This is a genomic window from Psychrobacter sp. ANT206, from assembly GCF_056880555.1.
Genome location: NZ_CP096271.1, coordinates 40,347 through 63,098 on the forward strand (window position 1 = coordinate 40,347; position 22,752 = coordinate 63,098).

General features: G+C 42.4%; 20 protein-coding genes. 7 read left to right on the top strand and 13 right to left on the bottom strand.

What is annotated here, in order from left to right; genetic code table 11:
* Positions 1-68 precede the first annotated feature (68 nt).
* Together dapB and M0221_RS00160 are read left to right on the top strand one after the other, a co-directional pair.
* On the top strand, positions 69-899 hold the full coding sequence (gene dapB / locus M0221_RS00155; protein WP_483283992.1) for a 4-hydroxy-tetrahydrodipicolinate reductase: 831 nt from the start codon (positions 69-71) through the stop codon (positions 897-899).
* Between the two features lie 102 nt (positions 900-1,001).
* Positions 1,002-1,922 carry a hypothetical protein gene (locus M0221_RS00160; protein ID WP_483283993.1) on the top strand — a complete coding sequence of 307 codons (921 nt, stop codon included), beginning with the start codon at positions 1,002-1,004 and terminating at the stop codon, positions 1,920-1,922.
* A gap of 95 nt (positions 1,923-2,017) precedes the next feature.
* Here M0221_RS00160 and M0221_RS00165 read toward each other — a convergent pair whose 3' ends face one another.
* From M0221_RS00165 to erpA, 8 genes are all read right to left on the bottom strand, one after another.
* Positions 2,018-3,193 (bottom strand): type III PLP-dependent enzyme, encoded by a 1,176-nt coding sequence (locus M0221_RS00165; RefSeq protein WP_011512413.1) that lies wholly within the window; start codon positions 3,191-3,193, stop codon positions 2,018-2,020.
* Positions 3,194-3,437: 244 nt separating this feature from the next.
* Complete coding sequence (gene def, locus M0221_RS00170) at positions 3,438-3,992, bottom strand: peptide deformylase (RefSeq protein ID WP_483283994.1); 555 nt, start codon at positions 3,990-3,992, stop codon at positions 3,438-3,440.
* A gap of 235 nt (positions 3,993-4,227) precedes the next feature.
* Complete coding sequence (locus tag M0221_RS00175; protein ID WP_011512415.1) at positions 4,228-4,482, bottom strand: GlsB/YeaQ/YmgE family stress response membrane protein; 255 nt, start codon at positions 4,480-4,482, stop codon at positions 4,228-4,230.
* 314 nt (positions 4,483-4,796) lie between these two features.
* On the bottom strand, positions 4,797-6,317 hold the full coding sequence (locus tag M0221_RS00180) for a Mur ligase domain-containing protein (protein WP_483283995.1): 1,521 nt from the start codon (positions 6,315-6,317) through the stop codon (positions 4,797-4,799).
* A 289-nt stretch (positions 6,318-6,606) separates the two neighbouring features.
* The gene (locus M0221_RS00185) at positions 6,607-7,230 is read right to left on the bottom strand and encodes a copper resistance protein NlpE N-terminal domain-containing protein (protein ID WP_483283996.1); all 624 of its coding nucleotides are present in this window, start codon (positions 7,228-7,230) and stop codon (positions 6,607-6,609) included.
* A 193-nt stretch (positions 7,231-7,423) separates the two neighbouring features.
* Positions 7,424-7,954, bottom strand: a complete 531-nt coding sequence (locus M0221_RS00190) for a disulfide bond formation protein B (protein ID WP_011512418.1) — start codon at positions 7,952-7,954, stop codon at positions 7,424-7,426.
* 55 nt (positions 7,955-8,009) lie between these two features.
* A complete protein-coding gene (gshA, locus tag M0221_RS00195; RefSeq protein WP_483283997.1) occupies positions 8,010-9,593 on the bottom strand; it encodes a glutamate--cysteine ligase in 1,584 nt (527 codons plus the stop codon).
* A 384-nt stretch (positions 9,594-9,977) separates the two neighbouring features.
* A complete protein-coding gene (gene erpA, locus M0221_RS00200) occupies positions 9,978-10,358 on the bottom strand; it encodes an iron-sulfur cluster insertion protein ErpA (protein WP_483283998.1) in 381 nt (126 codons plus the stop codon).
* A 503-nt stretch (positions 10,359-10,861) separates the two neighbouring features.
* On the opposite strand from erpA, the gene M0221_RS00205 reads away from it, so the two are divergent.
* Entirely contained in the window at positions 10,862-12,853 is a 1,992-nt protein-coding gene (locus M0221_RS00205; protein WP_483283999.1) for an ATP-binding cassette domain-containing protein, read from the top strand.
* A 104-nt stretch (positions 12,854-12,957) separates the two neighbouring features.
* On the opposite strand, the gene M0221_RS00210 is transcribed toward M0221_RS00205, so the two are convergent.
* Complete coding sequence (locus tag M0221_RS00210; RefSeq protein WP_483284000.1) at positions 12,958-13,320, bottom strand: septal ring lytic transglycosylase RlpA family protein; 363 nt, start codon at positions 13,318-13,320, stop codon at positions 12,958-12,960.
* A 543-nt stretch (positions 13,321-13,863) separates the two neighbouring features.
* Here M0221_RS00210 and M0221_RS00215 point away from each other — a divergent pair.
* Positions 13,864-14,844 carry a DnaJ C-terminal domain-containing protein gene (locus tag M0221_RS00215; RefSeq protein ID WP_483284001.1) on the top strand — a complete coding sequence of 327 codons (981 nt, stop codon included), beginning with the start codon at positions 13,864-13,866 and terminating at the stop codon, positions 14,842-14,844.
* 85 nt (positions 14,845-14,929) lie between these two features.
* Positions 14,930-15,253: a chaperone modulator CbpM gene (locus M0221_RS00220; RefSeq protein ID WP_011512423.1), complete on the top strand. Its 324-nt coding sequence runs from the start codon at positions 14,930-14,932 to the stop codon at positions 15,251-15,253.
* A gap of 87 nt (positions 15,254-15,340) precedes the next feature.
* Here the strand turns inward: M0221_RS00220 and sstT are convergent, their stop codons facing one another.
* The 4 genes from sstT to M0221_RS00240 form a co-directional block, all read right to left on the bottom strand.
* On the bottom strand, positions 15,341-16,543 hold the full coding sequence (sstT, locus tag M0221_RS00225) for a serine/threonine transporter SstT (protein WP_011512424.1): 1,203 nt from the start codon (positions 16,541-16,543) through the stop codon (positions 15,341-15,343).
* Positions 16,544-16,737: 194 nt separating this feature from the next.
* Positions 16,738-17,193 (bottom strand): DNA polymerase III subunit chi, encoded by a 456-nt coding sequence (locus M0221_RS00230; protein WP_149492331.1) that lies wholly within the window; start codon positions 17,191-17,193, stop codon positions 16,738-16,740.
* A 35-nt stretch (positions 17,194-17,228) separates the two neighbouring features.
* Positions 17,229-18,908: a leucyl aminopeptidase gene (locus M0221_RS00235; protein ID WP_483284002.1), complete on the bottom strand. Its 1,680-nt coding sequence runs from the start codon at positions 18,906-18,908 to the stop codon at positions 17,229-17,231.
* A gap of 251 nt (positions 18,909-19,159) precedes the next feature.
* Positions 19,160-19,765 carry a cysteine hydrolase family protein gene (locus M0221_RS00240; protein ID WP_483284003.1) on the bottom strand — a complete coding sequence of 202 codons (606 nt, stop codon included), beginning with the start codon at positions 19,763-19,765 and terminating at the stop codon, positions 19,160-19,162.
* Between the two features lie 463 nt (positions 19,766-20,228).
* Here M0221_RS00240 and M0221_RS00245 point away from each other — a divergent pair, with 463 nt between their 5' ends.
* Together M0221_RS00245 and lptG are read left to right on the top strand one after the other, a co-directional pair.
* Positions 20,229-21,512 carry an LPS export ABC transporter permease LptF gene (locus M0221_RS00245; protein WP_483284004.1) on the top strand — a complete coding sequence of 428 codons (1,284 nt, stop codon included), beginning with the start codon at positions 20,229-20,231 and terminating at the stop codon, positions 21,510-21,512.
* Positions 21,512-22,738 (top strand): LPS export ABC transporter permease LptG, encoded by a 1,227-nt coding sequence (lptG, locus tag M0221_RS00250; protein WP_483284005.1) that lies wholly within the window; start codon positions 21,512-21,514, stop codon positions 22,736-22,738. Before M0221_RS00245 ends, lptG begins: the two co-directional genes overlap by 1 nt.
* Positions 22,739-22,752: the final 14 nt, after the last annotated feature.

A 22,752-nucleotide genomic window follows, 5' to 3' on the forward strand; every position in this document is an offset into this window, starting at 1 on the left:
ATTTGCTAAACTTAGCCTAATAAATTTAGAAACCAGCGTATTAAAAATAAAGTACTTAGGATAATTATATGAGTCAGCCAGAGAATAAAAAAATGATTAATGTCGGTGTCATCGGTGCAGGTGGACGTATGGGACGTATGCTTATCGAAGCGATACAAGACAATCCACAAACGATATTAACTGCAGCGATTGAGCGTCAAGGTTCAAGTTTGGTTGGAGCTGATGCGGGTGAAGTTGCTGCGGTCGGTCGATTGGATGTAAAAATTGTTGATGATTTACGGTTAGTGATTAATAATATTGATGTATTGATTGACTTTAGCTTGCCTGCTGCTACTGAACAAAATATGCAAGTCTGTGCTGAGCACAACGTCGCCATGGTTATCGGCACGACAGGATTTAATGAGCAGCAAGAGCAAGTATTGGCAAAAGCGAGTGAGCAAGTTGCTATCGTTTATGCGGGTAACTATTCAACAGGCGTTAATCTTTCATTAAAGCTATTAGGTATGGCTGCTAAAGCTTTTGGCACTGATGCTGATGTAGAGGTCATTGAGGCGCATCATAAGCATAAAATCGATGCGCCATCAGGTACGGCTTACATGATGGCAGAAGCTGTGGCAGAAGCACGTGGACAGAATCTAAAAGACGTTGCTGTCTATGGTCGTGAAGGACAAACTGGCGAGCGCGAAGCAGGTACGATTGGTATTCATGCGATACGTGGCGGTGAAATCATCGGCGATCATACTGTGATGTTTATTGCGGATGGCGAAGTTGTTGAAATTACCCATCGCGCGCGCGCACGGATGACTTTTGCTGCTGGCGCTGTGCGTGCCGCTACGTGGATTGTTCAGCAGTCGGCTGGACAATATAATATGCAGGATGTCTTAGGTTTAAATGACTAGGCTTTAACGAACAAGGTTTGAATTATTAAGGTTTTTTTCTCATGGTTTGGTAGCTGCTGAGTATGGCTTTTGATAGCGTTTAACTATTGCTAGAGGTCAATTATGAATAAGTTTAGTGAAAATCTAATAGCGATTTTTGGTCGAAAGCTGGCTATTATAAAAACTGTCAAAACCATAAATTATGGACGCCAGATAGCATTTATCCTAAGTTTAACTGTAGTGCCAATAGTCGTACAAGCAGCTGCTTATCAAACCTATGTCATTCATACGTATGGCGGTGATGCATTGCTACCTTCCGTTCGTCAGCAGTTAAATGCTAGTCGCGACGGCGGCACGGTATCGACTTATCAAGATAAGCTAGTGCTTCGTACCACTGCCAGCAACTATCAGGCAGTACAAAAGCTATTGGCACAGATTGACCGTCAGCCACAAGCATTGACGGTCGCTGTGCGTGTCGGCAATAATAGCAGTGCTCAGGGTAATATTCAGCAAGGGCAGGTCACTATTAGTAATAGCGGTATTCAAGGCGTAGGGATTATCAACCAGAGTAATAGCCAACAACAAACAAATAATTTATATCAAGTACAAACCTTGTCAGGTAGTGCCGCCAGCATCAGTACTGATACACTCTACGCACTAAATCAAACCTATACTGCCAATAGTTATCGAACCTATCTAGCTTACAACCGTCCAGTAGGAATTATTATTATCCAGCAGCAGGTCTTATTGCCAACGAGCCAAGGTATTGCGGTCACGCCAAGACTGCTTGCTAATGGACAAGTCGAAGTACAATTGACCCAAGTTGAAGAAAAGCTCGTGCGCGCCAATCCTTCTTATAATGGCTATGGTTACAATAGTAGCGTGCAAGGGCAAAGATCGCATAGCACCATTATTGTGCCACGTGGACAGTGGGTAACTATCGGGAAAATCTCTCAAAACAGCCAAAATCAGACCGCAGGTTATGGTGGCAACCAAAATAACAGCCTTAGCAATGATGTGCCAATATCGCTACTAGTACAGTAGCTAATGATAAATACTATAGCGAAATAAACATAAAAAAGCGCGGCACTGTTATTCACAATGCCGCGCTTTTTATAGTAACGATTATTTATCACAAATTAGTCAACATAGACTACTTCTAACGGTGGAAAACCATTGAACTCAATAGATGAGTACGAGTTGGTATAAGCACCCGTAGTTAACCAAAATATCTTGTCACCAATCTCCAGCTCTTCTGGTAGCTGATAACCTGCCTCTTCATACATAATATCAGTTGAGTCACAAGTAGGACCTGCTAATACCACCGTACCCGCGCTGGTTGAGGTTTCCATTTTAGGTGTATAAACGGGGTACTTGATAGCTTCACCTAAGGTTTCAATTAACCCTTGAAATAAACCCACATCGGTATAGACCCAACGTGTCAGATCAGTATGCGATTTACGAGAAATCAATACCACGTCACTAACCAGTACGCCTGAACCGCCAACCAATGAACGACCGGGCTCTAAAATAATCTCTGGCATATCTTCAGCACTATAGTCATCGCTTAAGTAGCTTTGAATCTCTTCAGCATAGACTTTGATAGGATTGACTTCGCTCAGATAGTTTGCCGGAAAGCCGCCACCCAAATTAATCATTTGAAGCTTTATGCCTTCTTCGTTCTTCATCCAATCAAACATATATTTAACTTTGGCTAAAGCATCATCCCAAGCGGCAACGTCTTTTTGCTGACTGCCCACATGGAATGAGATGCCATAAGGTACCAAGCCCAATTCTTGCGCTTGAATCAATAGTTCAATCGCCATATTGGGGTGACAACCAAATTTGCGTGACAATGGCCATTCAGCGGTATCTGACCCTTGTACCAAGATACGTACAAATATTTTTGAGCCAGGTGCATGTTTTGCGATGTTTTTTAAATCTGCTTCTGAGTCGGTCGCATACAAATCAACCCCTTTTTCAAAGGCGTATTTGACATGTTCAGGCTTTTTGATGGTATTACCATAAGAGATACGTGAGGGCTCAACGCCGCAGTCAAGCACGCGATCAAGCTCATAAATCGATGCACAGTCAAAGTTTGAACCAAGCTCAGCAAGCAGATTGATGACTTCAACAGCAGGGCTTGCTTTCATCGCATAATGGATTTTAGCATGAGGAAAAAAACCAACCATTTCATGATATTTTATTTTAATGCGATTAAGATCAACCACTAAAAATGGCGTTTCACGACCTTCAGCCGCTTTAGTAAATTTCTGCCAGCCGGCAGGGTCAAAATATTGGTCGATTTTAATCATAGTAAGACCTTTAATAAAAACAGTATTTAATGAGAACAAGGAATGAAGCTAACAAGGAGTGATGCTAACCAGAACTAATAATAAAACCCAAATTCTTTACGCTAAAATCTAAGCGTTTAATCGTCGCCTTATCGCTGCGCTATGTGCAGTATCTAAAACAGACAGCGTTTAAAACGTAGCATAAGCCATAACAAAACCACTTGACGATAAACGTATGTGACAATCAACTTATCAGAGAAATAGATTAAGAGTTTGCTGGCTGTGGCTCTTTTTCCGCCACTTGCTCGCCTTGTTTTTCACGTATTTTAAGGACTTTACGCACCTTATCGCGCGCACGTGTCTGTTTCAAACGCGACAAATAATCGACGAAAATCACCCCATTCAGATGATCCATTTCATGTTGGATGCAAACGGCAAGTAAGCCTTCTACTTCTTCATCAATCTTATTGCCATTCTCATCTAGTGCTTCGATACGCACTTTATTCGGGCGCTCAACTTTGTCATAGACGTCTGGCACGGACAGACAACCTTCTTCATACGGCTGCTTTTCTTCAACCAATGGCGTTACTTTGGGATTGATAAACACTCTTGGGCTGTCTTTATCTTCTGATAAATCGATCACGATAAGCTGGATATGGTGATCCACTTGGCTTGCAGCCAGACCGATACCTTGCGCCTCGTACATGGTCTCAATCATATCGGTGATTAAGGTTTTGATTTCAGCAGTGACTTCCTTGACAGGCGTTGCAATCGTACGCAGACGCGGGTCGGGATAGCTTAAAATAGGGAGTAACGCCATAAGGCTCACCTCAATGATAAAGATAAAAAATAGGTTTGATATTATAAGATAAATGGGGACAAAAGTAATGCTTATCAATAGCTAAAGAGAGATATCCTGACTGATAAATATAAGAAAAATATAGTAATAATGTATGGATAGAGGAATTTGAAACAGTAAAAAAGGCCTTGATTGCACAAGACCTTTGTTTTATGTATTAGTTATTGAAATATATTAGCTATTCAGCTGTGTCCAATTATACGCGACGTTTACTCATAATCATCTCATAGATGAACAGTAAGATAATCGCACCAATTACTGAGAAGATTAGACCAGTGAAACCGCCATCAGCATTGATACCAATTAGGCCAGCAACAAAACCACCAAGCATCGCACCAACGATACCCAATACAATCGTCATAATCCAACCCATAGGATCGCTACCTGGCTTAATCGCACGTGCCAATAAACCTGCAACCAGACCAACAATAATCATCCAAATAAAGCTCATATCAATTCTCCTAAAGTGTCTATCATTTATAATGGTTTACTTATTTTGTTGAATCCATTGTAAACATTATCGAGATCGAGAAATAAGCAAAAAATGTTACCTATGTATGGGCTCTGTGAGGAAAAAGCGATATTTGCTATTTAGCAGGGGAAATAGGTAAACGGGGTGTTACAAAGGTAGTAAAGTCGCTAATGAAATGACTATATCTCTCTATAAAAGTAAAAATATTTTTTTATAGGTATAAAAAGAAATAAACAGGCGTAGCTCATTATTAATGAGCTACGCCTGTTATTCTACAGGGTTATAGAGCCAGACTAACTATTAGCTAAAGCGGTTACTAAACGCTGATGAATACCTTCAAAGCCGCCATTAGACATAATCACAATCGCATCACCAGCCTTGGCATATGTGCAAATATGAGTAATGATATCTTCTACGCTAGAGAGTACCTGTTGGCTGCCAATATCTGGATTTGCGATAGTGGCATTATTAATGACTTCTTTTAGACCCCACTCAAGTCCTGTCGGCTCATACCATAAGGTATGATCGGCGAGAGCAGCAGACTCAGCCAAGCTGTCTTGATGAATGCCCATTTTCATGGTATTACTACGTGGTTCAATAATTGCCCACAGTCGTCTATCAGCTAGCTTTTTCTTAGCACCATCCAAAGTAGTGGTAATTGCCGTTGGATGATGAGCAAAATCATCAAAGACCAAGATATCATTTACATTACCTATAAGCTCCATCCGACGTTTAATACCCGCAAATGCTGATAACGCCGCGCAAGCAGTTTTGACACTGACGCCGATGTTATAAGCCGCTGCGACAGCAACCAAGGCGTTATTCACATTGTGAATGCCGCTCATCGACCAATCGACGACTCCCGTGGCTTCTTTATCAGCAATATCAGCCGCAAAACTAACCGCAAATTGACCACCATCTGCGCTGATAAGTTCAGCTTGCCAATCGCTACTATCTTTTGCGTGGGTATTATTTTTTGCATAGGTATTATCTGTTGCATAGGTATTATTTGCCGCTGAGTCCAATACTGCTGTCCGCCAAACGGGTGTCCAAACACCTTTCGCTAACGTTTCCTCTAAGCTGGCAGTCGCTGTGGGCATAATGATTTTGCCAGTGCTTGGAATCATACGTACCATATGATGAAATTGGGTCTGAATAGCATCAAGATCCGCAAAAATATCCGCATGATCAAATTCAAGGTTATTTAAAATAGCCGTACGCGGACGGTAATGTACGAACTTTGAACGCTTATCAAAAAATGCAGAATCGTATTCATCTGCTTCGATAACGAAATAGCCAGTATTTGCCGAATCGTCATTATCAATTTTGTCAGCACCCAAATAACTGCTGTGAGCGAAGACGTGCTGTAAATGCTCATCAGTGGTATCAACAAGTGGCACACCACCGATTAAAAACCCAGTATCGATACCCGCATAGTGCAATATCCAAGCGAGCATGGTCGTCGTCGTGGTTTTACCGTGAGTACCGGCAACGGCTATCACATGACGCGATTGTAATACCTGCTCAGATAAAAACTGTGGTCCTGAGGTATAGCGTAGACCTGTGTCCAGCATATATTCGATGACATCCATACCGCGCTTCATAGCATTACCAACCACGACCAAATCTGGTGCTGGTTGTAAATGCTCTACCAGATAGCCTTGCTCAATGGTCACGCCCGCGTTTTCCAGTTGGGTAGACATCGGCGGATAAACGTTGGCATCTGAGCCCGTGACCGTATGTCCAAGCTCGCGCGCCAATAAGGCCAGCGAGCCCATAAAAGTACCACAAATACCAAGAATATGAATATGCATAGACGTTCCGTACGAGCTTGAATAAGAGGAATGAAAATCTAACGTAAGGTAATAAAAGAGATTGCTGTATTTTGGCTGAGCTAATATTTATCTTAGCAAATTACTATTTAAGCCAGTACTCTTTTATGTTGAGCCAACGACCGTAGCACAGCAGGCAAGCGCTCATTGTAAAGTAATCATGGTTCGTTGACCAATAAAAAACGCCTAGTAAATAGGCGTTATCAAAATTATAAAGTAGTCGGATTTAGTGTTATCTTAAAGATGCTATATGGCGTTACTATTCACGCATTTATTGACGTGCTAAAGCATAGTTTTCATCAGGATTTTTATACTCATCCATCATGATCAAGTGATTGTCTTGAATTTGATAGGTTTCGATATTTTTTTTCTCATAAACGATAGTAATTACATCATTGTCTTGACGATAGACACCGGATTCTATCAAAGGCGGTTGCGGCGTTTTTGCCTGATTAAAAACACTGGTTTTTAATACTGAACCGTCAGCGAATAAGTTTAGCGTGAGGTCGATACTGCCACAAGATGGGCAGGGGACAACGCCACCATAATCGCCCATCAAGGTCGCTTGCAACATACTGTCGCTATTGGCTGCTGAAATCATCGGTGAACGTGCTAAGTTATCATTCGAGTTTGCTGCTGCAATAAGTGCCTGTCCTTCTTGATCACTGTCTTCATTAGCTGATGCTTTAGCACTATTGTCTTCTAAGGCAGGCTCATCATTATTCAAAACGTTACTTTGGTCGCTGTTAATCGGCGCACCTTGGGTATTTTTATTTGTAGAAGAAGAGGCACTGTCACAACTCACCAAGGCGATACAGACCGGTACGGCTAATAATAGGCGTAGACAGCGGTTGTTAAGCAAGGAAGCAGAAAATACAGGCGAAAAATTTATCATAGTATTACCACAGAGCAGATTTTTAAACAATATTGCTAATTACAACTGATGTCATTTTGACTCTAAAATCAGCGTAAAAACCACATAGAACGAAAACGACTAGAGTAACGGCAATAAGCCCGCGTTGCGAGCTTGATTTCGTTAAATTATGTGATAAAAATGGAGAAACTATGAATAGCACGCCGTGCGTTATTTATCGAGCGAGAGGCTTAGGAGTAGCAGGACGTACGATACGCCACAAGATAAGCAAATGGGTCAGTATCAGAATACTAAATAAAATCAAGGATTGTTCAGGGATGCTTAAGCCCAGAAACGTCCAGTCAATAGAGGCGCATTCACCAGAGCCCGCAAATACTTCTTTTAATACCTGCTGCATAGGCAAGGTATCAAGCCAATAATCCAAACCCGGACCACATGACGGGACTTGATCTGCTGGTAAATGCTGTAGCCAGACATGACGTCCTGCGACTATCGCCGCCCAGCCGATACCCGCTAAACTACCAAGCCAAAGTAGTAGTCTGATAACCATCGATTTTGGATGAAACAAAGCGGCGATTAAAGCAAACCCACCCATGATCATCAGACCAATTCGCTGAAAAATACAAAGCGGACAAGGTGAAAAACCCATATAACGCTGTAAGAAAAATAGTGCAAAGCTCATGCCTATCGCGGTCATTATGACTAAAAACACTTGCAGATTGCGGTAAGTGGTTAGCTGTAGCATGGGGCAGATACTCTTATAAAGTGCTTGTTAATAAAGGACAGAAAGATATGAAAGATTAACGATATTGCTGCAAGAAATCCATGAAATCTTCTGTTTCAGCTGCTTCTATCTCCGCTTGTTGTAAGATGGATTTTTCGGCGAGCACTTCATATTTTGCTTGGGTATTTGGACTGAGCGTCTGCTGCAATAACGAGTCGCGATGCTGCTGCGCTAAGGTAAAGCCCAACTGCCATAAACTGCCCAAGCGCTTGCTATCAGAGTTCACTTGCGCTGAAATAGTTGACTCAGAGTGACCAGCTTTGCCTTGCATCAAGGCAACTGCTGCACGATAATCATTGCCGCCATAGTGTGCATCTAGTAGTGCCGCTAACGGCTGCATACGATTTAGATGCATCAGCATCCAGCTCTCTAATGATTGCTCGGCACCATTATTAAGGATTTGTAAATTGTCACGGCGACCTTCATTAACGACGCGCTCAAGATTGATAGCGAGCGCATCTTCTTCCTCAGGCATTAATTCAGGGGAATCACTAAGCAAGCAATAAAGCGCCATCACTTCTAAAAAGCAGGCACTAGATAAGCGGATACCGATATCGCTATAAGGGTCCAAATCAATCGCACGAAACTCAACATAAGCGATACCACGACGCTCAAGTGCTTCAGTTGGGCTTTCGCCACTCATGGCTATTTGTTTAGGACGAATAGGGCTGTAGTATTCATTTTCTATTTGTAAAATATGATTGTTGATTTGAATAGGATTGCCATTCTCATCATCTAAGCCGAGTTTCTCAAAGCTTTCGTGCGGGGTTTGAATCGCACGGCGCAGACCTTTGACATATTCAGGCAAATTGTTGTAGCGGATATCAAGGTGCTCTTGCACACTATTGGTGTAACCAAGTTTACCCATACGCAGGCTAGTAGCAGTTGGTTTATAATAGGTTGAATTATTGAACATCTCAAGGTCGTGCTCAATCCCTGAAACAAAACAAGGGCAAACACTCGGACTTGCGCCCAATAAATACAGCACCAAGCTGGTCAGGCGCTTAAAGTTACGAATCAGACCCAGATATTTATCGTTTTTAAACTCTGTTAATGTCAGAGATTGTGCAGTAGGCGTTTGTGTTTGCCATGCAGTGAATAAATCGTCACCAAATGATAAATTATAATGTAAACCTGCAATGGTCTGCATCCGGCGACCATAACGAACACCAAGTCCACTACGGTACAAAGTTTTCAATTTACCCGTGTTAGAGCTACCATAGTCCGCGAGTGGAATATCTTCATCATCTGATGACAGCATACAAGGCATAGACAGCGGCCACATCAGCTCGTTTTCAGGCATGCCTTGATATACCAATAGATGCAATTGGCGCAGCATGTTAAGCGTCTCTTTTGGCGAGGACTTGGGGTCGGTAATCAGCTCAAGTAAACTCTCAGAATAATCCGTCGTAATAAAAGGATGAGTCAGCTTGGAGCCCAGTTTGGCAGGATGTGGCGTTTGTGCCAAATAACCATCAGGCGTCACGCGCAATCCTTCTTTTTCGATACCACGTAACATGCCTGCTAAATGCTCGCTGGCAAACCAGTTTGGAATATCAAAATCGACAAAGCTACTCGCAAAATTACTCATAAGGATCATCTGTTGTTATTGGTTATTATTGATTAAAAAACCATCAATGGCTAATCGAAAAATAGAGAATAGTGACTTCAGTTTAGCCCAAAGATAGGCTAAAAACCACGCACGATTACAAATACGGTCCGTTTTTATTAAGGTAAACTTTACTCTGTCTGGCAAGAAATCTAGCAGTAAAATCTTAATACAGAAATGACTTTAATTGATCGTTTGTGCTTATTTTCTTGAAAGCTTTTATGGAGGGCAACTCTATTTTTATCAATAGCCAATGCACCCAAATTTTTATAGGAAAAATATCTGAAATAAAAAGCACCTACCAATCGGGTAAGTGCCATAGCAAAACAATTCTTTATATAATCATTGGATATTGAGGTATACCAAAGCGAGTATTTAGATTGAGAATGACGAGCCGCAGCCACAAGTGGTCGTGGCATTCGGGTTGGTTACGATAAAGCGTGCGCCTTCCAAGCCTTCGGTATAATCAACGGTAGAGCCTTGCAGATACTGATAGCTTAATGAGTCAACGACCAAGGTCACATCGGCATTATCGAAGTTGGCATCATCTTCATTGAGCTCATTGGCAAAGTTAAAGCCATAAGAAAAGCCTGAGCAGCCGCCGCCCGTCACATAGACGCGTAGCATCAAGTTGTTATCGCCTTCTTCTTCACGCAGGCGACGGACTTTTTGCGCGGCACTGTCAGTCAGATTCAAAACCGTTGGATCGACAGGTTGGCTTGAGCTTGGATTAAATTGGTTGGCTGGTTGGTTCATATCTACCTCAATTGCTAAAATCAGATGTTATTATTTTTACGTATGCGAGGTCGTCTATTGATACAGGCTAAGATGACTTGCCAGTAGCTTTTCATAGCTGCTATTCATGACCTACAGGCAACTGCACTATTCTTTATGCAAGGTATCGCTATTGTTGGACAACCACTGCAATATAGACAGCATAGTAACTAGGCTTTAATTGAGAATATCAGCACTTAACTGCCTGATGTCAATAGTGTTTTGCTAGTATAACATAATTGGGCTAATGATTGATTTGTCAAGGCTAACAGTAGCATTTGCTATTATAACCTACTTATATATGCCCCTTGTTGTTTGTTAATACAAGGGAATTAGTAGCAGTATAAAGGTTTGAATTTAAAATACTTATTTAATTGTTTGCCTATCGGTTAGGCGTTTGAAATAATAGCCGCCAGTAAACACGCCAGAGAAGTGTTTTTCCTATTGCCTTATGTTTTATATTACCGCTGAGATGAAGAAATTATATGATCGAATTTAAAGACGTTGGTGTTCGCCGTGATGGTCGTGAGTTGTTTGCAGGGGCAAGCTTCCAGCTACATCCGGGCCACAAAGTTGGCTTAACGGGCAATAACGGGACCGGAAAATCGACCTTATTTGCCTTGTTATTGACACGAATGGGTACCGGTGACACCGAAGTGACCCTTGATAGGGGTGAAGTGAGTATCCCCGATAGCTGGCATGTAGCGCACATGGCGCAGGAAGTTGGCGCGACCACACAGACGGCGATTGATTATGTGCTGAGCGGTGATGAGCAGTGGTACGAGATTAACGCTACGTTAAATGACTTAAGCCGCGTCAGTGATGAGCAGATTGGTGTGCTGCATCAGCAGTTTGATGAGATTGATGGCTATCGTACGCCAACCAAAGCCGCGCAAATCATGGCGGGTCTTGGTTTTAATACCAACCAGCATGAGCTGCCGGTAGAAGGGTTTTCGGGTGGTTGGCGTATGCGTTTAAATCTTGCTAAGACCTTGATGAGCCGCGCTGACTTGATGTTACTCGATGAGCCAACCAACCATTTGGATTTGGATGCGATTTTGTGGCTTGAGACGTGGATTAATGCCTTTACTGGCTTGGTCATCGTCATCTCACATGATCAAACGTTCTTGGACAATACTGTTGGTCATATCTTGCACGTTGAGCAACAAAAAATCACCCTTTATACCGGTAACTATCAGCAGTTTATTCGCACCCGTCATGAGCGTATGGCGCAGCAGCAGCAAGCTTTTGAGAAGCAAGAAGCGACCAAAGCACATTTGGATGACTTTATTCGTCGTTTCCGTGCGAAAGCCAGTAAAGCCAAGCAAGCGCAAAGCCGTATCAAGCAGCTTGAGCGCATGGCTGAGCTGTCGCCGATGATGGCAGACAACCCGTTTTCGTTCCGTTTTTATGAGCCAGCTAATATGAGCTCGCCATTGATTGAGCTGACCGATGCAGATATTGGCTATAGCGATACGCCGCTGCTTTATAATGCCAATGTGCAAGTCACTCCTGATACTCGTATCGGGCTACTTGGGATGAATGGCGCTGGTAAATCGACCTTGATTAAAGCCTTGGTCGGTGAGCTTGGCGTATTAAAGGGCAGCTATAATGTCTCTGATACGCTAAAGCTTGGCTACTTTAACCAGCATCAAATGGATATTCTTGATCCGAAGGCAACCCCAATAGAGATGTTACGCCGCTTAGCAGGCAATACTTCTGATGCCATGCTACGCTCGTTTTTGGGTAGCTTTGATTTCCGTGGTGACCGTATCGATACCATCAGTGAGCTATTCTCTGGTGGTGAGCGGGCGCGCTTAACATTGGCTTTGATAGTCTGGCAACGTCCGAACGTTCTGGTACTTGATGAGCCAACCAACCATTTAGACCTACAAATGCGCCAAGCACTGACCATTGCTTTGCAGGGCTTTGAAGGGGCAGTGGTATTGGTATCGCATGACCGTGAATTGATTGCCAACGTCTGTGATGAGCTGTTTTTGGTACATGATGGACAAATCGATGAGTTTGATGGTGATATAAGCGATTATGGCAAGTGGCTTGCCGAAAAGCGTAAGCAGGAAAATTCACAAGATAAAAATACCAGTAAGAAAAAAAGCAAAAAAGAGAGTAAGAAGTTTGTTTCACGTGAAACAGATGCTAATTCAGTAGGTAGCCAAGCAAGCAAGCAAGTGGGTAAAGATGCGCAGCGCAAGCTAGCCGCTGAACAACGCAAATTAACAGCGCCTATTCGCCGTGATATTGAAAATACAGAAAAGACCTTGGCAACAATTGATGGAAAGCTGCTGGTGTTAGAAGAAAAGCTGGCGAATACGGATCTTTATGAAGAAAGTCGTAAGGCTGATTTGATGATATTGTTGAATGAGCAAACCGCGCTACAGCAACAACATAGTCAACATGAAGAAAAATTGCTACTGGCAATGACAACCTTGGAAGAAATGGAAGCCAATATCGGCTAATACCGTGAGGTTTTTATCAATTAATTTTTAATCGAAACCAAGCGATAAAACTCAGTCATTAAAAAAGGGAAGGCTTACGCCTTCCCTTTTTTTACTTTATTGCCTTACTCTCTACGATATCGACCATCACCATAAGATAGGATTTCCATCGTAGTAGTACAAAGCTGACAGTTTATTTGACCAGCAGCAGCTTTAGATAAATCAAGGATGCGACCTCGTATAAAAGGTCCTCTATCTGTAATTTTCACAATCACACTCTGCTTTGTCTTTTTGTTGGTCACTTGTACCTTCGTACCAAACGGCAGCGTTCTATGTGCAGCTGTCAGGGAGTTCATATTGAAGATACTACCACTTGCCGTGCGCTTACCGTGGAACTTGCTACCGTAGTAGCTGGTATTGCCGGCGAAAGCAGTGGCGCTCAATAGTATTGATAAAGTGACGACTAAAGACTTGATTAAATAAGACATTTAAAACCTTTTTGCTATTGAAGAAATAGACAGATACTCTTGCCTATGTTATGCATACTCCCTATGAGTACAAATAATATAAAACATCATACAAGAAATAACTTTTCACATTCTTACAGCTCTGTAAAAAAACTCTTTAGGTCAAAAACGCTGTTTTAACAGTAAGTTATGATATATATACCTATTTTGCTATATTTAGATTGCTGTCAATATAAACAATTTATTGGTCGATTCTCTCATTATAAAATCAGTTGAAAGTAAAAAATTTTCGTATTAAATAGTATGTTTCAGAGAAAAAGATCCCTTGCATACTACTATCCGCCTAGCAGAGACGATAATAATTTATAGCGAGCGCACGGTATCGCGTTTAAGTTGTATCCCCTATATTGGTAATATTTCTATAACGGTATTTGGTTTTTTTAGCGCTATCATTATAAGTAGACTAGGGTCACAATCTGTTATATCGCCAACCTAATTTCGATTACTAGCGTTTACAATTGGCATTTCATTATTATTAATAGATCTTATTTTGAGGAACATAACATGGCAGAAAAAAACTACTATGACATTTTAGGGGTCAAAAAAGACGCCTCAGACGCCGATATTAAAAAAAGATATCGTAAGCTCGTCCGTCAATATCATCCGGATGTCAGTGATGCGCCAGATGCCGATAATAAGATTGCTGAGATTAATAATGCTTATGAAACCATCAGAGATAAGGACAAGCGTGCTGAATATGATGCGATTCTAAACAATCCTTTTGCTGGTCAAGGTGACGGTTTTGGCGGGCAATCAGGTGCTGGTCAGGGCGGCTTCCGTTGGGAAGATATCAAAGATCAGTTTGGGGAAGGTGAGGCTTACGGCGATGGAGGTTTCCGCTTCGATGATATTTTTTCGGCATTTGGACGCGGCGCACGCGGACAAAATAGTGGTCAGTCGCAATATGGCGGCTTTAGCAACCAAGATAGCAAAGGTCAAGATCAACATGCCGAGATTACTGTTGATTTGGCTTCGGTCTATAACGGTGATGACTATAGTATTAAGTTAAATGTTCCGGTGCGTCAGCCAAATGGCAGTGTGGGCTACGATAATAAAACCCTTAAAATTAAAATCCCTAAAGGCATTACGGATGGCAAGCAAATTCGATTGGCTGGACAAGGAGCGGCTGGCAGCGGTAATGGTAAAAATGGTGATTTATTTTTAAAGGTTAAAATCAGTCATGCTTCAAATATCCGTATCGAAGGCGCAGATATTTATCAAACTGTAAACATCGCCCCATGGGAGGCAGCACTGGGTGAAAAAATTAATGTTAATACGCCAGCGGGCACACTAGGTGTGACAATTCCTAAAAATAGCAAGTCAGGCAGCAATTTACGCTTAAAAGGCAAAGGTATTCCTGCTAAAGAAGCAGGCGATTTATACTTAACCCTAAATATTGTCAATCCCGATATCAATAGTGAAGCGGAAACCAACGCTTATGAAGCACTAAAACAAGCCTTCACTGACACAACCATTGAACGATAAACAAATAGATTTATAAAAGCCGTTTAATACCTTAATAGAGATGTAGACGATAACGATAAAATAAAGAAAAACGAGGATAATCGCTATGAAACACTCGCCTGAATTTAATGACATTATCATGAGCTTAGATGAGCTGATATCTGCCTGTGGTCAAGAGCGCCAGTGGGTGATCGAGCTGATTGAAGAGAACATCATCGAATATGATGTACCAGAGCGCGAGCAGTTTACTGGCTATCAGCTGACGACTGTGCGCCGTGCGTCCCGCCTAAGTCGCGACTTTGAAGCCAGCGTGCCAGCAATTGGTCTGATACTTGAGCTGCTAGATGAAATCGAGCAACTGCGCCAACTAAAACGCCAATTGGATATGCAAGCACCCGTTATTGAAGTCACGATTGACCAATTAAAATAGTTAAATGAACAGTAAAAGCCGATCATAAAAAAGAGCCCAATCATTGATTGGACTCTTCAGCATTTAAGCATACGATTTTATAGCAAATTAACGAGCATATTTTGGATCAGCAGCAGCGGTAAATAAGACGTCTGTTGATGAGTTCAGAGCGGTTTCTGCAGAATCTTGTATGACGCCGATGATGAAGCCAATTGCGACTACTTGCATTGCAATGTCATTTGGAATACTAAATAGGCTTGCCGCTAATGGAATCAGTAGCAATGAACCACCAGCAACACCAGATGCGCCGCAGGCACTAATCGTTGCTACCAAGCTTAATAGCAGTGCTGAGGCAAACGTCACTTCGATACCGAGCGTATGAGCAGCAGCAAGCGTTAGGACGTTAATGGTGATTGCAGCGCCCGCCATATTGATGGTAGCACCCAGTGGAATGGTCACTGAATAAGTGTCTTCGTGTAGACCCAATTTACGCGCAAGGTTCATATTGACAGGGATATTTGCCGCTGATGAGCGGGTAAAGAAGGCGGTGATACCAGACTCACGTAAGCAGATAAACACGAGCGGATAAGGATTTTTTCCTGTCTTAACTAAGATAATGAGTGGATTGACGACTAGCGCGATAAATAGCATACAACCGACCAATACCATCAAGATGCGTGCATAGCCAGCTAAAGCTTCAAAGCCTGTCTCAGCAACCGTATTGGCAACCAAACCCAAAATACCAAAAGGCGCTAAGGCAATAACCCATTTTACCACTTGTGAGATGGCATCAGAAAAATCACCAACCACGGTACGAGCAGTATCACTCGCCTGGCGTAAAGCAAAACCAATGATGATTGCCCATGCCAAAATACCAATATAGTTGGCTTCAGCGATAGCCTGAACGGGGTTGGCGACCAAATTCATCAGCAAGTTGGTCAACACTTCTTTTAAATTTGCTGGCGGTACTTGCTCAATTACCGCATTGACTAAAACCAGCTCGGTTGGAAATAAGAAGCTTGCCCCTACAGCAGTCAGCGCTGCTAAAAAAGTGCCAAACATATACATGATCAGCACGGGTTTAACATAGACCTCGTTGCCACTACGATGTTGGCTAATGGCTGCCATGACCAAAACGAATACCAGTATCGGCGCGACGGCTTTTAGTGCCCCCACAAATAAAGTACCCAATAATCCTAATGCAATACCAACATTTGGTGCCAACCAACCTATTAATACCCCTAATACTAAACCGATAATAATAAGCGGTACCAGTCCTATACGCTGGTACATCGCAATCAATGAACGCATCTATACACCCTCAACCTTGTCAATAAATAAGATATTTATAGCGAAAACAGAAAAATAATCGGAGGATGGTAGCATTTTTTGGGATAAGCGCCTACCTTTAACCCGCATCTGACTGGGCTGATAGAGCTAAAGAAAAGGCGTTGTATGTGACAAAAAGAATGATTTTACTGTAACAAATAAAGCGGTTTGAAGAATTAAACTGTAAAGTGGGTCAGCTCATAGCCGAGTTGTTGGTAGCTTTTATATTTATGACGACCTTCTTGCACACTAGCTGCATCAGGTTTTATCAGCTCAAGGACGCGAGTAGGTTTCGCATTGATAGTAGCTGTCATAAAAGTGCTTACTGGATGTATAGTGGTATTAAGAACCATACCTTTAAAGTTAGCAGGCATATAATTGCTAAGAAGTACAGGCGCTAACGCTTTATGATTGATATCAGTATCAGCATTCAAAAGGCGTTGATGAGGGATAAAGCTAGTAGCCTCTTGCGCCCATAATGCCTTATCAAGCGTCGATAGCAATTCATCATCGTCGATAAGAATTAACAATGATTGATTACTTTTATTAAGCGCGGTTTGGGTCAGCTGACAAATAAAGCCCAAGAAATCTTGGGCTTTATTCTCAGTTAATACATAGAAGCTAACGTTCATAAACTGATTTTCATTAATTGGTTTTCATTAATAAGTTATGCCATGTTTGCACTGTTTTTCAGATATTGCATAAATAACGGTACAGGACGACCAGTCGCAGCTTTGTCTTGACCTGAAATCCATGCCGTACCAGCGATGTCTAAATGCGCCCATGCTTGGCCTTCTTCTATAAAGCGCGATAAGAAACATGCGGCAGTAACAGCACCAGCACCTTTACCACCGATATTTTGAATATCAGCGATAGGCGAGTCAATCTGCGCTTGATACTCGTCATCCATCGGCATGTGCCAGATAAGATCACCTGATAAATGACTCGCGTTTTCTAAGTCAAACAACACATCTTCGTCATTACTAAAGACTGCTGAGCGGACGTGACCTAGTGCAACCACACAAGCACCAGTCAAGGTTGCGACATCGATGATGGCTTTTGGCTGATAATACTTCTGTACATAGCACAAGGTATCGCACAATACTAAACGACCTTCAGCATCGGTATTTAATATCTCAACTGACTTACCGTTCATTGCTATGATGATATCGCCAGGACGCGTCGCCTCTCCTGATGGCATATTTTCAGCACAAGCTAGCGCACCGACGACGTTGATAGGTAGACGCGCTTCACATAATGCTTTTAGGGTACCGAGTACCGCAGCAGAACCGCCCATATCAAATTTCATCTCATCCATCGCCGCACCCGGTTTGATTGAGATACCACCTGAATCGAAGGTGACGCCTTTACCGACAAGAACGATAGGTGCATCATCATTTGTAGTTTGGACATTGTCTTCGCTATTTTGGTCAGCTTTTTTAGCGGCTTTTTTGCTAGCAGCTTTGGTTGGTAACTTATCAGCCAATGCTTTTAAACCACCCGCTACTTTTGCGCTGTTGGTAGTGGCTTTGCTAGTATCGCCATCAGCATTGGCGCTAAAATTAGACTTGCCACGATATTCCATTAGTACAAGCTTACCTTCTTTGGTCGAGCCTTGCGCGACCGATAAGAAGCAGTTCATTCCCAGTGCTGACATCTCGTCCTCACCTAATACGGTGACTTTTAAGAGATCAGGATAAGTGGCTGCCAATTCCTGTGCTTGCTCAGCCATATACGCTGGGAAACAGATATTACCCGGCTCATTGGCGACATCACGGGTTAAGCTTTGACCAGTAAAGACCGCTTGTGCAAAGTTTAACGAATCCTCTAAAGATGGCTCTGCCAATAAGTAGATGTCCGTTAAAACAGGCGTTTGCTGCTCAGATTTGTACTTGTCAAAACGATAGCTTGCTGCCAGTAGGCTCAGCGCGAATTGACTAAAATGGTTTTCTTCTAAAGCATCGCCCAGCGCAACAGTGATAGAGTCAACACGCTTTTGCGTGCTCTTATAAATGGTATTGGCAATTTTTTCTAGAACGCTATGACGCAATTTATCAACATTACCCACACCGACCAATAACAGCTGTACTGGATTTTCTTTAGTGGTTTTTTTATCGCCAGCCAACGCATAGTCAGCAACTGTCTCACAAGCTTTGCCATTAAAGTGCGATACTTCAATCAATTGCTCAATACGGGTTTGATAATCACTCAATACCGACTCAGCTAAGATGTTTTTCTTATCATCGATTAAGACGACAAGGCAAGCGGCATCTTTGCTTTTGGCTTCTTTTTTAAGAATTTTTTGTGTATGGGTTTTCGGTAAACTTTGCGTTAATTTAATATTCATATATTGTTATCCTTATTAGATGAATGCATTTTTTTAAAAGCGTGAATACAGTAAGGTGTCAAATTTAAAAAGATATCAAATTTTAACTGCTAACGCATTTGAATCGGTAGTGTGTTTTAACTGCTACCTATCTTAAATAGCACGCCTATCAAGCAAGCATAGTAGTGTAGCATATCGGCACACAGTACGCAGTTAGCAAGGGTTAGGTAATATTTCTGGAGCTATTTCTTGCATTATTTTAGCGTCTGTCATTAGCTGTTAGTCAACTTATCAGTCGCTACTAGAGCGGCAAATCTATCTTGAAGTGCAGCCATCGCACTATCATGCACAGTACTAGCCGTTATGACTTGTCCTGCAACACTAGGCAGATCGCGCGTGGCACAAGCATCATGACACACGAAATTTTCAAAACCCAAATCAAAGGCTGCTCTGACGCTTGAGCTGACGCACATATGGCTCATAAAGCCTGCAAAAATAATTTGTTGCTTACCAGCCGATTTTATTAGCGCTTGCAGCTCGGTATCATAAAATGCATTAGGGTGCATTTTAACAATGGTTTTTTCGTCATTAATGGGCTGCAGGCTATTAATAATATCTACTTTTGATGATAATGGATTGAAAATTTTGTCATTATCCTGCCCGTGATGAGTAACATGAAATATCGGAATAGCTTCGTTCCTAGCTTTATCGAGTAGCAGGCGCGCGTTCGCAGTGGCTTTATTACCGGCATCACCTAACGGCATCGCGCCGTCAACATATTCATTCTGAAAATCAATCATGACGATAGCGCAATTTGACCAATCAATCTCATTAAATTGACCACCAGCTAATCCAAGTAAAGTAAAGGGAATAGACATTTTATGCTCCGTTAATTAGTAGACGATATAAGTGTAGATGCTAAATCTTAGATAATTTTGAATGGGAACTAACGTTAAATACTAACAACTAATGCTGATAGTATTCAGTACGTGATACGTACAGTACACAAATTCAGTTAGAAAGCATGTATGAGAGACTTAATCGTGATGTCTGAGTTAAAGCGCTTATATCTTATATAATGCGATTAGGTTTTAAATAGCGCAGTTACGTCCCCATTTAACCCTGTTGATGAGTGAGTACTAAATGCGTTATTGATAACGGCTAGGTAATGTTTTCAAACACATTTCCACGCTATTTTTTCTAGAAATATGCTAGCATTAGCGGTTATGCCTATCGTCTCTGGTCAAGCTTAACTGTCCTTATTAATACAGATGCGATGAACCGCACGAACGCCAACTTCTACAACCGCTAAGAGTGCCTACTGTGATATTACGCCGCTATATGACCCAACAAGTTGCCTCAACGACCGCATTGGTCTTGGGGTTTTTAGTGGTGATGATGCTTGGCGGACGTTTGATACGCTATTTTGGTATCGCAGCTGAAGGTAATTTAGACATCGGTTTGCTGTTTACCATCATTGGTTATAACCTACCGTATTTCTTAGAGCTTATTCTACCATTGGCGTTCTTTATTGCGTTAATGCTGGTATTTGGGCGCCTGTATGTTGACCAAGAAATGGCAGTGATTAATGCCAGTGGCGTGTCGCGCGGTCGGCTTGGGCGCTTGATGACGCCATTGATTTTGGCATTGTTCGTTGGTGAGGCAGCATTATCCATCGTTGGTAAGCCATGGGGCGTGCGTTCATCTGAGAATGTCTGGCAACAGCAAGCGTTGACCAGTGCCTTTGACTTAATTCGCCCCAATCAATTTATCAGCAGTGGCAATTATCATCTATATGTGGGCAGTTTAAGTGATGATAAAAAACAATTACAAGATGTGATATTGATTCAGTCTGAGCCTGAAAAAAAGGGCAGTGGGGCTAAAAATAACACTGCTAAAAATAGTACCATGGATCTTGAAAATAACATCGATGTCGAAACTGCCGAACAGCTTAATATTCCAGAATTGCCCACAGCGCTTGCCAATAATAATATTAGCAAAGACACGATTACGCTTGCCAAACGTGCTGAACAAGTAGATACAGGCAATAGTGGCATAACCCAATTGGATTTGTTCCAAGGTCGCCGTTATGAAGTCGGGGCTGGTAGCTTGAAGTACAATCAAGTAGGTTTTGATCGCTATCGTATTACCTTGACGGAGTCGTCGAAAGAAGTCATAACCGAAGACAATATCGAGACGCAGGCGATTGGACCGTTATGGCAAGCGGCAACAGGCAATGCGCAAGTGGGTAATAATGCCATGCGTGCGGCCCAAGGCGAGCTTGGTTATCGTTTATCATTACCATGGCTGATGATTATCGCGCCGATGCTCGCCGTACCACTGGCGCAAGTTCGTCCACGTCAAGGTCGTTGGTTACGCCTATTTCCCTCTATTTTACTGTTTGTCAGCTGCGCACTCGGTATCATCTCACTCAAAAATGCTGTCGGTAAAGGCAGTGTAAGCGTGTGGGCTTATGCATGGCTCATCTTAGGGTTTATGGCATTGGCACTGTATATGAATTGGGGTAGCCGCGTGCAGCACCGATTGCGCTTTCGCAAGCCAGAAAATGAGCTTTTGACGGTTACCGACAATCAAAATAGTAGCTCACAAGGAGGGCAATCCTAATGAGTGCTCTATTCTCTAAATCATCGAAGCCGAATTCGCCAAATGCTCAATCGCTACTTAGCCCAAAACCGACTAACCTCAAAGTGCTTAGCCGCTATGTGAAACTAAATGCCTTGCTAGCGATTATCGCGGCGGTCATAGGGCTATGGGCATTACAGCTGGTATTCTCTTATTTATCTGAGCTTGATTCGCTAGATGATAGCTATACGATGGGAGAGGCAATCAGATATATCTTTTATCGCTCGCCTTATTTTTTAGAACAATTTATCCCAACAGGGGCATTATTGGGTGCGGTCGTTGGTTTGGGCTTGCTGGCTAATAACAGTGAGTTGGTCGTCATGCGAGCTGCTGGTATTAGCGTTTATCGAATCGTCAGTTGGGTATTGCAGCCAGCTATGATTTTTGTAGTATTAGCATTATTCATTAACCAGTTTGTGTTGCCGTATTCCAATCAATTGGCAAATGAGATTAATAGTGAGGATAACAGCTCGCTAGTGACTTCAGTACGCGGTTACTGGACAGTGCAACCACGCTTTGAGAATACAAAAGACGGCAGTGCCAAGCCGGATGGTAGTGATATCTTGTATATCGATTATGCTGATGTCAAAGGGAATATCGGTCAGGTAAAGCGTTGGCACTTAGATAATAACGGCAACTTGCAAACCGCCATTCATGCTGAAGGTGGTAAATATATCGGGCGCGAGACGCTTGCTACCGCTAGCAGCAAACCGAGCGAGCAATATCGTTATGAGTGGCAGCTGAACAATATGACCAAGCTGATGATTAATCAAGGCTTTGAAAGTAGCCAAGCCATATCGCCAACAGACACATTGAGTTTACCGTTTGCCCCTGAGTCTGTGTATTTGCTCACGCGTCAAGCTGAGGATTTATCTCTTACGCAACTTTATGAACACCGTCAATTTATGCGTCAGCAAGGCACTCGCTCTTTAAGTCATGAGCTGGCGTTTTGGCAAAAGCTATTATCACCCTTGTCTATCTTGTCATTAGTAATTGTCGCCTGCTCATTCGTTTTTGGCTCCCTGCGTACGCATAGTCTCGGCTTGCGAATTGTCGTGGCATTATTGTTTGGGCTGCTATTTAGTTATGTACAGGATTTGGTCGGTTTTGTCTCGCTGGCGACAGGCTTTTCGCCACTACTGATGGTGATATTACCAATTATTGCCAGTGCGGTTTTGGGTGGATATTTACTGAAACGGCAGATGTAACTCTCAAAATGATG